Below are 12738 nucleotides of genomic sequence, written 5' to 3'. Positions count from 1 at the left end.
CCCGTCCTGTGCGGACGGGCGGGCCCGCTATGTCTCAGACGACTCCCTGCGCGAGCATCGCGTCCGCGACCCGCTCGAAGCCGGCGATGTTGGCGCCGGTCACATAGTCGCCCGGCACGCCGTAGCGCTCGGACGTCTCGTAGCAGACGCGGTGGATGTCGCCCATGATCAAGGTCAGTTCGTTCTCCACGCGGGCGGACGTCCAGGCGTCGCGGGAGGAGTTCTGACGCATCTCCAGGGCGCTCACGGCGACGCCGCCGGCATTGGCCGCCTTGCCGGGACCGAAGGCGACGCCCGCCTCCTGGAGGATGCGCACCGCCTCGGGCGTGCAGGGCATGTTGGCCCCTTCCGAGACCGCCCGCACACCGTTGCGGACGAGAGTGAGGGCGTGCGGGGCGTCGAGTTCGTTCTGGGTGGCCGAGGGGAAGGCGAGGTCGGCGGGCACGTCCCACACGCTGCCGCCCGGAACGTAGCGGGCGGAGGATCCGCGGCGCTGCGCGTAGTCGACGACGCGTCCGCGTTCCACCTCCTTGACCTGCTTGAGCAGTTCGACGTCGATGCCCTTCTCGTCGACGACGCAGCCCTGGGAATCGGAGCAGGTGACGGGATGGGCGCCGCTGTCGCTGAGCTTCTCGATGGTGTGGACGGCGACATTGCCTGAGCCGGACACCACGGCCGTCAGCCCCGCCAGTTCCTCGCCGCGGCGGCTCAGCATCTCGGCGGCGAACAGCACACTGCCGTAGCCGGTCGCCTGCGTACGGAACGCGGAGCCGCCCCAGGCGAGTCCCTTGCCGGTGAGCACCCCGGACTCCCAGCGGTTGGTGATGCGCCGGTACTGGCCGAAGAGGTAACCGATCTCGCGGGTTCCCACGCCGATGTCACCGGCCGGCACATCGGTGTGCTCTCCGATGTGCCGGTGGAGTTCGGTCATGAACGACTGGCAGAAGCGCATCACTTCGGCGTCCGAGCGGCCGCGCGGATCGAAGTCGCTGCCCCCCTTGCCGCCGCCGATGCCGAGCCCGGTGAGCGCGTTCTTGAACACCTGCTCGAAGCCGAGGAACTTCACGACACCGAGGTTGACCGAGGGGTGGAAGCGCAGACCGCCCTTGTACGGGCCGAGCGCGCTGTTGAACTCCACCCGGAATCCGCGGTTCACGTGGACCGCGCCGTGATCGTCCTGCCAGGGCACCCGGAAGATGATCTGCCGCTCGGGCTCGCAGAGCCGCTCGAGAAGCCCCGGCTCCGCGTACTCGGGACGCGTGGCGAACACGGGCCCCAAGCTCTCCAGGACCTCCCGGGCCGCCTGGTGGAACTCGGGCTCGCCCGGATTGCGGCGCTGAAGTTCCTCGCGGAGAGCGGTCTGCCGGTCCTTCGCGGGTGAAGCTGTCACAGCATGTCCCTTCCTGCCCGGCCGGCGCGGGCGGTGCCCGGCCGGGACGGTGGTCCGGTGTCGTTGCCGGCGAGGAGTACGGCCGCCCGGCCGGATGCGTTCATACGGGGCGGGCCCGCCGGACCCCTCCCGGCCGCCTGCCTGCGGACGCTATCAGGCAGGTGGCGCTCAGCCGCGTCCCGCAGGTGAACGGTGGAGCAACGACTCCAGCGCGTCCGAGAGCACCGCTTCGGGGTCGGGCACGGAGCCCGCCGATCGCCAGGCGACGAAGCCGTCCGGCCGTACGAGGAGGGCTCCTTCGCCGGTCGTGCCGTGCGCGGCCCGCCAGTCGACGCCGGTCTCGGGCACCAGGTCGGCGTCCGGGCCCTCGCCGATGCGGTACGCGTCGAGCGGTGCGCGCAGCCGGGCGGCGACGCGTGCTCCCGCCGCGTGCCAGGCGCCGCCGCCGGGTCCGGCGTCGCTCAGCAGCACGAAGGAGCGCTCGTAGAGGTCGAGGGTGGAGATCATGCGGTTGTCGCCGGCGCGGTGCACCCACAGGTGCGGGGCGCGGCTGCCGGGTTCGCCCGAGAGGACCAGTTGCCCGGGTACGACGGGCAGTTGGGGGTCGGCGCCCAGCACGGCGCCGCTGCGGTAGCGGTAGCCGAGCGCGACCGTGAGCATCCCGCTCTGCCGTCCGCCGCCGCCTGGGGCGGGCGAGTAGCCGGGGTGGCTGTGCTCCTCGGAGCGGGCGGAGGCCCGCTGGCCGGTGGCGACCGCGACCGGTCGGCGCTCGGCCTCGTAGGTCTCCAGCAGGCCGGGGCCCGCGGTGCCGCCCAGGACGGCGGCGAGCTTCCAGGCGAGGTTGTGGGCGTCCTGGATACCGGTGTTGGAGCCGAACGCACCGGTCGGCGACATCTCGTGTGCCGAGTCACCGGCGAGGAACACGCGGCGGTCCGCGTACCGTTCGGCGACCCGCTCGGCGGCGTGCCACGGCGCCTTGCCGGTGATCTCGACGTCCAGGTCGAGGACGCCGGTGGCCCTGCGGATGTGGGAGATGCAGCGCTCGTCGGTGAAGTCCTCGAGCGTCTCGCCGTCCTGGGGTTGCCACGGCGCGTGGAAAACCCAGTTCTCGACGTTGTCCACGGGCAGCAGGGCACCGTCGGCCGCCGGGTCGGTGAGGTAGCAGACGATGAAGCGGCGGTCCCCGACGACGGCCGCGAGACCGCGTGAGCGGAACGTGATGCTCACGTTGTGGAAGAGATCGCCCGGCCCCGACCGGCCGATGCCGAGCCGTTCGCGCACCGGGCTGCGAGGGCCGTCGGCGGCGACGAGGTAGTCGGCTCGCACGGTCTCCAGCCGGCCGGTCACCCGGTCCTCGACGACCGCGAAGACCCCGGTGTCGTCCTGTTCGAAGGAGCGCAGCTCGGTGGAGAACCGCAGATCGCCGCCGTGCTTGCGGGCGTGCTCCAGGAGAACCGGCTCCAGGTCGTTCTGGCTGCACACGCACCAGGCGGACGGGCTGAAGCGGGAGGCGCCGCTGCTGTGCTGCACCTCCTTGATCAGCCATTCGCCGGCGCCGGCGGTGAGCGAGGGGGTCTGGAGGATGCCGTGGTTGCCGGCGAGGACCTGGCCTGCCTCGCGGATGTGCTCCTCGACGCCCGCGGTGCGGAACACCTCCATCGTGCGCACGTTGTTGCCCCGCCCGCGGGGATGCCTGGACGTGTCGGAATGCCGCTCGACCAGCATGTGCTCGATGTCGAGCCGACCGAGGAAAAGTGACGTGGACAGCCCCACCAGGGAGCCGCCCACGATGAGGACCGGTACGCGTACTTCTGCGTGTTGTTGCATCGACAAGCTCCTGCTGCGGCCGCCGGAAAGGGGACGACCTTTCCATGCCCCTGGTGAGGGCCCTCGGGTCGCCCCTTCACCCGGCTGGTTCACATAACTCGCGCCACCGGTGGTACGTGGCGAGGATCGAGACCGGACCGCCACTGACGTTGACGGCGCTCGACGGACCGTACGCATCGGATCTCACGCTCGGGATCTCCGAGGACCGGTGTCGTACGCCGGTGTGGCGGGCTCACAGTCCAAGGAGAGGCGTGACCATGACGACGCTGTCCGAACGTATATCCCAGTCGGCCTTCGACGGCTCCCGGCTGCGCGTGGTGCTGATGCTCGATCTCTACGACGGCGCACAGCAGCAGTTCCTCGCCGCCTACGAGCACATGCGGCACCAGGTGGCGTCCGTCCCCGGGCACATCTCCGACCAGCTGTGCCAGTCCATAGAGAACCCGTCGCAGTGGCTGATCACCAGCGAGTGGGAGAGCGCCCCGCCCTTCCTCGCCTGGGTGAACAGCGAGGAGCACCTGGAAACCGTCCAGCCGCTCCACGACTGCGTGCGCGATACCCGTTCCTTCCGCTACAGCGTGCTGCGTGAGACGGACGGGGCGCGCGCCGCGGTCGCCGGACAGCGCCGCTCGGGCATCCAGCCGGCGCCCCGGGTCGGTGACGGCGTCGTACGGCACGCCCTCACCTTTACGGTCAGGCCGGGCAGCGAGCGCAAGGTCGCCGGCATCCTCGCCGACTACGTCTCGCCCGAGGCCCGCGTCGACGACACGACCCGGCTGCGCCGCACCTCCCTGTTCATGCACGGCAACCGCGTCGTGCGGACCGTCGAGGTGCAGGGCGACCTGCTGGCGGCGCTGCGGCACGTGGCCCGCCAGCCGGAAGTGCGGGCGGTCGAAGAGGCGATCAACCCGTATCTGGAGCAGGACCGCGATCTCGACGACCCGAAGTCGGCCCGTGTCTTCTTCACGCGCGCGGCGCTCCCCGCCGTCCACCACCTGGCGACGACCGGCGGCAGCACCCAGGACGTCGTGCGGCACGGTCTGTTCTACCCGGCGAAGAAGGGCTGCGGCATGACGCTCGCGAAGCTCCTGGCGCAGCAGGACGAGGCCGCCGCGGACGTTCCCGCCGGGCTCGTCGACAGCAGCACCGTCTTCCAGCGCGACGACATCGTCGTACGGCTCGTCGACGCGCGCGGTCCGCTCGACAAGGACCCGCTGCTCGCCATCGGCGCGCACGGCCCACGCAAGGCGGCCGTGCTGGCACGCCTGCTCGACCTCGAAGCACTCGGTGTGGACGGGTCGCCCACCGAGGACAAGGTGGCGGCGCGCCTCCTGCAGAGCGCCGACATGCGTCTGATCACCGACCGCCGCGCTTAGTTAGTGAACCGCGCCCGTCCGAGCGGAGCCACGCGCCGCACACCGCGGCTCCGCCTTCCGGCCCTGTGGAGGAAACAGCCATGAGCACAACACACCGCATCGTCGATCTCGGCGAGACCCAGCCCAACCGCAGGCGCGGTGGTGACTTGCGCGCCATGCTCACGCCCACAGCGGTGGGCGCCACGAGCGGCTTCATGGGCCTCGCGATCGTCGAGCCCGGAGACCGCATCGGTGAGCACTATCACCCGTACTCGGAGGAGTTCGTGTACGTGGTGGCCGGCGATCTCGAGGTCGACCTGGACGGCGAGACGTATCCGATCCGTACGGACCAGGGGCTGATGATCCCGCCGTACGTGCGCCACCGGTTCCGCAACGTGGGCCGCACCGAGGCCCGCATGGTGTTCCACCTGGGACCGCTCGCCCCGCGCCCGGAGCTCGGGCACGTGGACACCGAGGAGAACCCTGCCACTGAGGGCGCCGCCCGCGAGCACCGGCCGTCCGAGCCCACGGGAGCGGTTTCGTGAACCGACGTGTGGCGGTGACCGGCGTCGGCATCGTCGCACCCGGAGGCGTGGGCGCCCCGGCTTTCTGGGGACTGCTCGCGGACGGCCGGACCGCGACGCGGGGTATCACCCTGTTCGACCCGGCCGGCTTCAGGTCCCGTATCGCGGCCGAGGTCGACTTCGATCCCGCGGTCCACGGCCTGGACGCCCAGCAGGTGCGACGGGCCGACCGGTACGTGCAGTTCGCCATGGTCGCCGCCCGCGAGGCGCTGGCCGACGCGGGGCTGGACATGGCGCGGGAGGATCCGTGGCGGATCGGGGTGTCCATGGGCACCGCGGTCGGCGGCACGACGCGGCTGGAGCACGACTACGTGGCGGTCAGCAGTTCGGGCCGCCGCTGGGACGTCGACCACAGCGAGGCGGGGCCGCATCTGCACCGGGCGTTCTCGCCCAGTGCCCTCGCCTCCGAGATAGCCGAACTCACGGGCGCGCACGGACCCGTGCAGACGGTGTCCACGGGGTGCACCTCCGGTCTGGACGCGGTCGGTTACGGGTTCCAGGCCATCGAGGACGGCCGGCTCGACATCTGTGTCGCCGGCGCGTCGGACTCGCCGATCTCCCCGATCACCGTGGCCTGCTTCGACGCGATCAAGGCGACGTCACCGAACAACGACGACCCGGAACACGCCTCCCGCCCGTTCGACGCCAACCGGGACGGGTTCGTGATGGGCGAGGGCGGTGCGGTGCTCGTTCTGGAGGAGCTCGAACACGCCAGGGCCCGCGGTGCGAACGTGTACTGCGAGATCGGCGGCTACGCCACCTTCGGCAACGCGCACCACATGACCGGTCTCACGCGCGAGGGCCTGGAGATGGCCCGCGCGATCGACCACGCCCTGGACCACGCCCGGCTGAACGGCTCGGACGTCGACTACGTCAACGCCCACGGGTCCGGTACGCAGCAGAACGACCGGCACGAGACCGCCGCGGTCAAGAGGTCGCTCGGGCAGCACGCGTACAAGGTGCCGATGAGTTCCATCAAATCCATGGTGGGCCACTCACTCGGCGCGATCGGCGCGATCGAGGTCGTCGCCTGCGTGCTGGCACTCGTCCACCGGACGGTGCCGCCGACGGCGAACTACGAGACACCCGACCCCGAGTGCGACCTGGACTATGTGCCGCGCACCGCACGCGAGGCGGACCTGCGCACCGTGCTGTCGGTCGGCAGCGGGTTCGGCGGGTTCCAGTCCGCGGTGGTGCTGACCCGGCCGGGTGGGAGGAAACCATGACTGCTCGTCACAGCCGTCGCCCCGTCATCAGCGGAATCGGTGTCGTCGCCCCCAACGGAGTGGGCACCGACGCCTTCTGGAAGGCCACCCGCGAGGGCGTCAGCGCGCTCGACCGGGTGACCCGTGAAGGCTGCGGCCATCTGCCGCTGCGCGTCGCGGGCGAGGTCAGGGACTTCGACCCGGATGCGCTGGTCGAGCAACGGTTCCTGGTCCAGACCGACCGGTTCACCCACTTCGCGATGGCGGCGGCCGATCTGGCCCTCGCCGACGCGCGGTTGAGCCCCGGGGAACACGACGAGCCGTTCGCCGTCGGGGTCGTCACGGCGGCCGGGTCCGGTGGCGGCGAGTTCGGCCAGCGCGAGCTGCAGCGGCTGTGGGGGCAGGGGCCGACCTATGTGGGCCCCTACCAGTCCATCGCCTGGTTCTACGCGGCGAGCACCGGTCAGATCTCCATACGCGGCGGCTTCAAGGGGCCGTGCGGTGTCGTCGCCAGTGACGAGGCCGGCGGGCTCGATGCCCTGGCGCACGCCGCGTCCGCCGTTCGGCGCGGTACCGACACCGTGGTCGTCGGCGCGGCAGAGGCGCCGCTCGCCCCGTATTCGGTCGTCTGCCAGCTCGGCTACCGGGAGCTGAGCGCGGCCGAGGAACCGGAGCGGGCGTACCGCCCGTTCACGGCACACGCGTGCGGGTTCGTGCCCGCCGAGGGCGGCGCCATGCTCGTGGTCGAGGCCGAGTCCACCGCGCTCGCGCGGGGCGCCGCCGTGCGGGCGGTGGTCGCCGGACACGCGGCGACGTTCACCGGTGCCTCGCGGTGGGAGGAGTCCCGCGAGGGGCTCGCCCGCGCGATCCGCGGCGCGCTCGACGAGGCGGGCTGTGCGCCGGAGGAGATCGACGTGGTCTTCGCGGACGCGCTGGGGCTGCCGGAGGCGGACCGCGCCGAGGCGCTGGCCATCGCGGACGCGCTCGGTGCGCACGGCACCCGGGTGCCGGTGACGGCCCCCAAGACCGGCACCGGCCGGGCCTACTGCGGAGCGCCGGTGCTCGACGTCGCCTCCGCGGTGCTCTCGCTGGAGCACGGCCTCGTCCCGCCCACACCCCATGTGTTCGACGTCTGTCACGACATCGCCCTGGTGACGGGCACGGCCCGGCCCGCCGAGCTGCGCACAGCACTGGTGCTGAGCCGGGGACTGATGGGTTCGAACGCGGCGCTCGTGCTCCGGCGCGGTGCCGACAACCTCTCATGAAGGAGGACCGCATGACCGCACAACTGACCGTCGAGGAGCTGTCCGCGCTGATGAAGAAGGGCGCCGGCATATCCGTCGACCCGGGCCAGATGGAGGCCAGCCCGGACATCCCCTTCGAGGCGTACGGCCTCGACTCGCTCGGCCTGCTGGGCATCGTCGGCGAGCTGGAGAACCGGTACGCCCAGGCTCTGCCCGTCGACGCCGACCGCTGCAAGACACCGCGCGAGTTCCTCGACCTCGTCAACGACTCTTTGATGGCAGGAGCCTGACATGGCTGGGCACACCGAGAACGACATCATCATCGACGCACCACTGGACCTGGTCTGGGAGGTGACGAACGACGTCGACCACTGGCCGCAGCTGTTCACCGAGTACGCCTCCGTGGAGGTGCTCGAACGCGACGGCGACCGGACGGTGTTCCGACTGACCATGTACCCCGACGAGAACGGCAAGGTCTGGAGCTGGGTCTCGGAGCGGGTGGCCGACCGGGACGCTCTCACGGTCCGCGCCAAGCGGGTGGAGACCGGTCCTTTCCAGTACATGAACATCCTCTGGACGTACACCGAGACGCCCCAGGGCGTCCGGATGCACTGGACGCAGGACTTCGCGATGAAGCCGGACGCGCCGGTCGACGACGCGTGGATGACCGACAACATCAACAACAACTCCCGCACCCAGATGGCACTGATCCGGGACCGCATCGAACAGCGGGCCCGTGTCCGCGAGACCACGCCGGTCACGCCGGGCTGACGTCCTCCTCCTCCGACGGCCTCCGAAGGGACGCCCCCCGATGCATCAAGCACTGATAGTCGCCCGAATGGCACCCGGGTCGGCGCCGGACATCGCCGAGGTCTTCGCGGCCTCCGACAGCGGTGAACTGCCGCACCTCGTCGGCGTCAGGCGGCGCAGCCTGTTCCAGTTCGGCGACGTGTACCTCCATCTCATCGAGGCCGACCGGCCACCGGGGCCGGCGATCGCCAAGGTGACCGAGCACGCCGCCTTCCGGGACGTCAGCGACCGCCTCGCGGCCTTCGTCAGCCCCTACGATCCGCAGACCTGGCGGAGCCCGAAGGACGCGATGGCCACACAGTTCTACACCTGGCAGAGCGACCGGCCCGCCTGAGCGCGCACGGCACGAGCCGGCCCCGCGGTGATCGCGGGGCCGGCTGCTGTGTCCGCCGGTTGCTCAGCCGGGGACCACGCTCTCGAACGCGTGCAGATACGCGTTCACCGGGCGGACCTCCCCGACGACCAGCCCGGCGGCCTCCATCCGGCTGGTCATGCTCTTCATGGTGTGCTTGGCTCCGCCGACGTTGAGGAGGAGCAGCAGGTCCATGGAGGTGGTGAACGTCATCGACGGCGAGTCGTCGACGAGGTTCTCGATGACGACCACCCGGGCCTCGGGGCGGGCCGCCGTGACGACGTTGCGCAGGGTCCGTGCGGTGCTGTCGTCGTCCCACTCCAGGATGTTCTTGATGATGTAGACATCGGCGTCGACCGGGATGGACCGCCGGCAGTCGCCGGGGACGATGGTCACCCGGTCGGCGAGGGCACCGCCTTCGCGCAGCCGCGGGTCGGCGTTCTCGACGACTCTCGGCAGGTCGAGCAGGGTGCCCTTCAGGCCGGGGTGCTTCTCCAGCAGGGCGGCCAGCACATGGCCCTGGCCGCCGCCGATGTCCGCGACGGTCGACGCCCCGGTGAGGTCGAGGAGTTCGGCGACATCGCGCGCGGACTGCACGCTGGAGGTGGTCATGGCCCGGTTGAAGACCTGGGCCGACTCCGGCGCGTCCTCGTGGAGGTAGTCGAAGAACTCCTTGCCGTACAGCTCGCCGAAGACGCTGTCGCCCGTGCGCACCGCCTTGTCGAGCTTGGGCCAGGCGGCCCAGGTCCACGGCTCGGTGCACCACAGGGCGATGGAGCGCAGGCTGTGCGGATCGTCCTCGCGCAGCAGCCGGGACATCTCGGTGTGCGCGAACCGGCCGTCCGCCTCCTCGGCGAAGATCCCGTAGCAGGTCAGTGCGCGGAGCATGCGCCGCAGCGCTTTCGCGTCGGCCTTCACCGCCCCGGCGAGTTCCTCGGCGGACCGGGGCGTGTCGTCCAGGGCATCGGCGACGCCGAGCCGGGCCGCGGCGCGCACGGACGCGGCGCAGGCCGCGCCGAAGACGAGTTCCCGCAGCCTCATGGAGGTACGGGGAGTGGTGGGTGCGGTGGTCATGCCGCCTCGTTTCTGTTCAGTGGGGCCGGGCCGGGCGGCCCGGCCGGGACGTGCCCCGGCGGCGTTGCTCAGCACATTCCGGCGGGCTCGGAGACGCCGCACATGTTGGCGTCGAAGCGGTTGCCGGTGCCCTCGGAGTCCCGGTCTGCGAGGTCGGCCGTCGCATTGCGCAGGACCACGTTGTCGCGGATGACGTTGTCCGTGCCGGGGGTGCCGACGACGCTCTTGAAGAGGACGATCCCGCCGGAGAACGGTGAGTTGCCGACGTTGTCCCACACCGTGTTCGACTCGACGAGAGTGTCCTCGGTGCCGGTGAGGACGATCCCCGCGCCCTGGATCTCGGGCAGCCTGGCCGTGGCCGCGCACGCCTTGTTGTTGCGGACGATGTGGTTGTGGCGGACCGTCAGGGCACCCGCGCGAGGTTTGGATTCGTCGCCGACGAGGAAGAGCCCGGCGCAGTTCGTCGTCATCATGTTGCCTTGGACGGTCAGATTCCGCACCCGGCGGACCGTGGCCCCGATGCGGTTGTCCGTCATCATGTTGCCGCGGATCTGTGTCCCGTGAGTGTCGATGGCACCGGCTTCCTCGGAGACCGTGTTCGCGACGAAGATGCCGGCGTCACGGTTGGACCGGAGGAGGTTGCCCGCCAGGACGGACCGGGTGGAGCGCTGTTGGGCGATCCCCCAGGTGCCGTTCTTCTCGGAGATCACCCCCTGCACGGTCAGCCGGTCGGTCCCCGAGGCCCATACGCCGCTCTTGGCGAAGCCCGAGACCGCCAGCGCGTCGATGCGTACGCCGTCGACGGGCTGCTCGGCCGTGCCGAGCACACAGACGCCGTTGCCCTGGGCGGCACAGGCGTTCTCGGCCCGGGCGGTGTCCGCCGCGGGCTTGATCACGGTACGGGCACCCGCCCCGCGCAGTCTCAGGCCGGACTTCGTGATCAGCACGCTCTCGCGGTAGGTGCCTGCGGCGATGCTGACGGTGTCGCCCGGCTGGGCGGCGTCCACGGCGGCCTGGATCGACTGGCCGGGACTCACACGGTGGGTGACGCCGGTGTGGGAGGCGGGGGCTGCCGCGCCGACGCCGGAGGCCATGAGGAGGGCTGCGGATGCGAGGAGGGTGATTTGTCGTTTCTTCATAATCCGAAGCTATGCGCCGAAGCGGACGAAACGCCTCATACCTGGCCCGTCCGCGGTCGTGTCGCGCGCGTCGCTTCCCCAAGCAGAGCAACGCCCCCTCGCTGAAGGGCAACGGTCCCGGGCCGCCTCACCGACGCCCTATCGTGGTCGCATGACTGTGCCCGAGCGCATCCGCATCGTCTCCCGTTCCTCCCCGATGGCCCTTGCCCAGGTGGAGCGCGTCCGCGCCGAGCTGGCCGCGCTGCGTCCCGGCATCCGCACCGAGGTCGTGCCCGTCACCACGACCGGCGACCGGTGGATGGGCGACCTGGCCCAGGTCGAGGGCAAGGGTGCGTTCACCAAGGAGGTGGACGCCGCCCTGCTGGCCGGTGAGGCCGACCTCGCGGTGCACTGCGTCAAGGACATCCCGGCCGACCGCCCGCTGCCCGCCGGTACGACCTTCGCCGCCTTCCTCAAGCGGGACGACATCCGTGACGCCCTGGTCCACCCCGGCGGGCTCGCGCTCGACGAGCTGCCCGCCGGTACCCGGATCGGCACGTCGTCGGTCCGGCGCGCGGCCCAACTGGCCGCGTCCCACCCCGGCCTGGAGTGCGTCCCGATCCGCGGCAACGCCAACCGGCGCCTGGAGAAGCTGTACGCGGGGGAAGCGGACGCGCTGCTGCTCGCCGTCTCGGGGCTGGAGCGCATCGGCCGGACCGACGTGATCACCGAGGTCCTGTCGGTCGAGACCATGTGCCCGCCGATCGGCGCGGGTGTCCTCGCCCTCCAGTGCCGTGAGCACGACGACGCCGTGATCGACACGGTGAGTGCCCTCGGCGATCCGGACACCCACCGGGAGACCACGGCGGAGCGGATGTTCCTGCACGTCCTGCAGGGCCACTGCAACAGCCCGATCGCCGGTTACGCACAGGCCGAGCGCAACGGCGACCTGTCACTGCGCGCCAAGGTGTTCACCCCGGACGGCAAGACCGTTCTCAACGCGCACGAGTGGGCCGGACGGCTGGACCCGGCCACGCTCGGCACCTCGGTGGCGGTCGCGCTGCTGCGCCAGGGAGCGCGCGAGCTCATCGACGGCATCGCGCACTAGGGTCACCCGTCCGGGGGACGGCGGGGGTTGGGGCGGTCAGGACTCCTCGAAGTAGGCGTCGAGCACCGTGTCCAGCTCCGCCGTCCACTCCTTGAGCCGGCTCCTGGCGTCGGCCTCGACCTCGGCGTTGAACCACCGGTTGGCCGCGACGTGGACCGTCACGGTGAAACGGCGGCCGAAGCGCGGGGTCTTGACCTCGACCGCGCCGATCTCGTCCCAGCGGAAGTCGGCCTCCTGGTCGTCGAGCCGGAAGCGGACGCCCTCGCGGTTCGCGGTGATCGAGCCCCGGCGGTCGCTGACCTCGAAGACGGGTCCGGTGTCGTCGGCGTCGTCGGCCTCGGCTGTCGCGTCGTCGGCGCTGTCCTCGGTTCCGGTCCCGGTCCCGGCCTCGTCGGCCGTGTCGGAGACGTCGTCGGCTTCGGCATCGGCGGTCCCTGAGGCATCGTCGGCGTCGGCGTCGGTCCCCGGGGCGTCGGCCGCGGCAGCGGCGTCCTCCGGCTCCCGGTCCCCGCGCTCCCCCCTCCCGTCGGCCGCCCCGGGGGCGGGACGGGCGGCGGCGAGGCCAGGGAGGAAGGCCGGGTCCGTGCTCACGGCGAAGTCCGGCTTGATGTTCGGATCTATCTGCTGCTCCACGGCGGGCAGTATGGACGACGAAGCTGTGCGAGGCCAAT

At 71.2% G+C, this 12738-nt stretch carries 13 protein-coding genes; 8 read left to right on the top strand and 5 right to left on the bottom strand.

All coding sequences use genetic code 11. The annotated features are described in order from the left end of the window. Positions 1 to 34: 34 nt before the first annotated feature. Both gdhA and J7E88_RS01360 read right to left on the bottom strand, forming a co-directional pair. The gene (gene gdhA / locus J7E88_RS01365; protein WP_215176355.1) at positions 35 to 1390 is read right to left on the bottom strand and encodes an NADP-specific glutamate dehydrogenase; all 1356 of its coding nucleotides are present in this window, start codon (positions 1388 to 1390) and stop codon (positions 35 to 37) included. A 168-nt stretch (positions 1391 to 1558) separates the two neighbouring features. Beyond that, positions 1559 to 3217 carry an FAD-dependent monooxygenase gene (locus tag J7E88_RS01360; protein ID WP_215176353.1) on the bottom strand — a complete coding sequence of 553 codons (1659 nt, stop codon included), beginning with the start codon at positions 3215 to 3217 and terminating at the stop codon, positions 1559 to 1561. Positions 3218 to 3474: 257 nt separating this feature from the next. On the opposite strand from J7E88_RS01360, the gene J7E88_RS01355 reads away from it, so the two are divergent. The 7 genes from J7E88_RS01355 (at position 3475) to J7E88_RS01325 (ending at position 8749) form a co-directional block, all read left to right on the top strand. Next, the gene (locus J7E88_RS01355; RefSeq protein ID WP_215176352.1) at positions 3475 to 4593 is read left to right on the top strand and encodes a SchA/CurD-like domain-containing protein; all 1119 of its coding nucleotides are present in this window, start codon (positions 3475 to 3477) and stop codon (positions 4591 to 4593) included. Between the two features lie 80 nt (positions 4594 to 4673). Continuing rightward, on the top strand, positions 4674 to 5117 hold the full coding sequence (locus J7E88_RS01350; RefSeq protein ID WP_215176351.1) for a cupin domain-containing protein: 444 nt from the start codon (positions 4674 to 4676) through the stop codon (positions 5115 to 5117). Beyond that, positions 5114 to 6382: a beta-ketoacyl synthase gene (locus J7E88_RS01345; protein ID WP_215176350.1), complete on the top strand. Its 1269-nt coding sequence runs from the start codon at positions 5114 to 5116 to the stop codon at positions 6380 to 6382. The genes J7E88_RS01350 and J7E88_RS01345 overlap by 4 nt, the downstream gene beginning before the upstream one ends. Further along, complete coding sequence (locus J7E88_RS01340; protein WP_215176349.1) at positions 6379 to 7626, top strand: ketosynthase chain-length factor; 1248 nt, start codon at positions 6379 to 6381, stop codon at positions 7624 to 7626. Before J7E88_RS01345 ends, J7E88_RS01340 begins: the two co-directional genes overlap by 4 nt. 11 nt (positions 7627 to 7637) lie before the next feature. Then, entirely contained in the window at positions 7638 to 7895 is a 258-nt protein-coding gene (locus tag J7E88_RS01335; RefSeq protein WP_215176348.1) for an acyl carrier protein, read from the top strand. Position 7896: 1 nt separating this feature from the next. After that, a complete protein-coding gene (locus tag J7E88_RS01330) occupies positions 7897 to 8376 on the top strand; it encodes an SRPBCC family protein (RefSeq protein ID WP_215176347.1) in 480 nt (159 codons plus the stop codon). A 40-nt stretch (positions 8377 to 8416) separates the two neighbouring features. Beyond that, on the top strand, positions 8417 to 8749 hold the full coding sequence (locus J7E88_RS01325) for a TcmI family type II polyketide cyclase (protein ID WP_215176346.1): 333 nt from the start codon (positions 8417 to 8419) through the stop codon (positions 8747 to 8749). Positions 8750 to 8812: 63 nt separating this feature from the next. Here the strand turns inward: J7E88_RS01325 and J7E88_RS01320 are convergent, their stop codons facing one another. Both J7E88_RS01320 and J7E88_RS01315 read right to left on the bottom strand, forming a co-directional pair. After that, positions 8813 to 9841 (bottom strand): methyltransferase, encoded by a 1029-nt coding sequence (locus tag J7E88_RS01320; RefSeq protein ID WP_215176344.1) that lies wholly within the window; start codon positions 9839 to 9841, stop codon positions 8813 to 8815. A 68-nt stretch (positions 9842 to 9909) separates the two neighbouring features. Continuing rightward, positions 9910 to 10980, bottom strand: coding sequence for a nitrous oxide reductase family maturation protein NosD (locus J7E88_RS01315; protein WP_215176343.1), 1071 nt, complete (start codon positions 10978 to 10980; stop codon positions 9910 to 9912). A 151-nt stretch (positions 10981 to 11131) separates the two neighbouring features. On the opposite strand from J7E88_RS01315, the gene hemC reads away from it, so the two are divergent. Next, positions 11132 to 12067, top strand: a complete 936-nt coding sequence (hemC, locus tag J7E88_RS01310; protein WP_215176342.1) for a hydroxymethylbilane synthase — start codon at positions 11132 to 11134, stop codon at positions 12065 to 12067. A 36-nt stretch (positions 12068 to 12103) separates the two neighbouring features. Here the strand turns inward: hemC and J7E88_RS01305 are convergent, their stop codons facing one another. Next, the gene (locus tag J7E88_RS01305) at positions 12104 to 12700 is read right to left on the bottom strand and encodes a hypothetical protein (protein ID WP_215176340.1); all 597 of its coding nucleotides are present in this window, start codon (positions 12698 to 12700) and stop codon (positions 12104 to 12106) included. Positions 12701 to 12738: the final 38 nt, after the last annotated feature.

Origin of the sequence: Streptomyces sp. ISL-10 (assembly GCF_018614575.1) — a bacterium.
GTDB lineage: Bacteria > Actinomycetota > Actinomycetes > Streptomycetales > Streptomycetaceae > Streptomyces.
The sequence above is the reverse complement of the archived record's forward strand: the minus strand, read 5'-3'. Positions and strand labels throughout refer to the sequence as shown.

What these genes read in the sequence shown, in the direction of transcription:
- J7E88_RS01355 (WP_215176352.1), top strand. Translation starts at nt 3,475, where the DNA reads ATGACGACGCTGTCCGAACGTATATCCCAGTCGGCCTTCGACGGCTCC.
- J7E88_RS01350 (WP_215176351.1), top strand. Translation starts at nt 4,674, where the DNA reads ATGAGCACAACACACCGCATCGTCGATCTCGGCGAGACCCAGCCCAAC.
- J7E88_RS01335 (WP_215176348.1), top strand. Translation starts at nt 7,638, where the DNA reads ATGACCGCACAACTGACCGTCGAGGAGCTGTCCGCGCTGATGAAGAAG.
- J7E88_RS01315 (WP_215176343.1), bottom strand. Translation starts at nt 10,980, where the DNA reads ATGAAGAAACGACAAATCACCCTCCTCGCATCCGCAGCCCTCCTCATG.
- J7E88_RS01330 (WP_215176347.1), top strand. Translation starts at nt 7,897, where the DNA reads ATGGCTGGGCACACCGAGAACGACATCATCATCGACGCACCACTGGAC.
- J7E88_RS01360 (WP_215176353.1), bottom strand. Translation starts at nt 3,217, where the DNA reads ATGCAACAACACGCAGAAGTACGCGTACCGGTCCTCATCGTGGGCGGC.
- J7E88_RS01320 (WP_215176344.1), bottom strand. Translation starts at nt 9,841, where the DNA reads ATGACCACCGCACCCACCACTCCCCGTACCTCCATGAGGCTGCGGGAA.
- J7E88_RS01340 (WP_215176349.1), top strand. Translation starts at nt 6,379, where the DNA reads ATGACTGCTCGTCACAGCCGTCGCCCCGTCATCAGCGGAATCGGTGTC.
- hemC (WP_215176342.1), top strand. Translation starts at nt 11,132, where the DNA reads ATGACTGTGCCCGAGCGCATCCGCATCGTCTCCCGTTCCTCCCCGATG.
- J7E88_RS01325 (WP_215176346.1), top strand. Translation starts at nt 8,417, where the DNA reads ATGCATCAAGCACTGATAGTCGCCCGAATGGCACCCGGGTCGGCGCCG.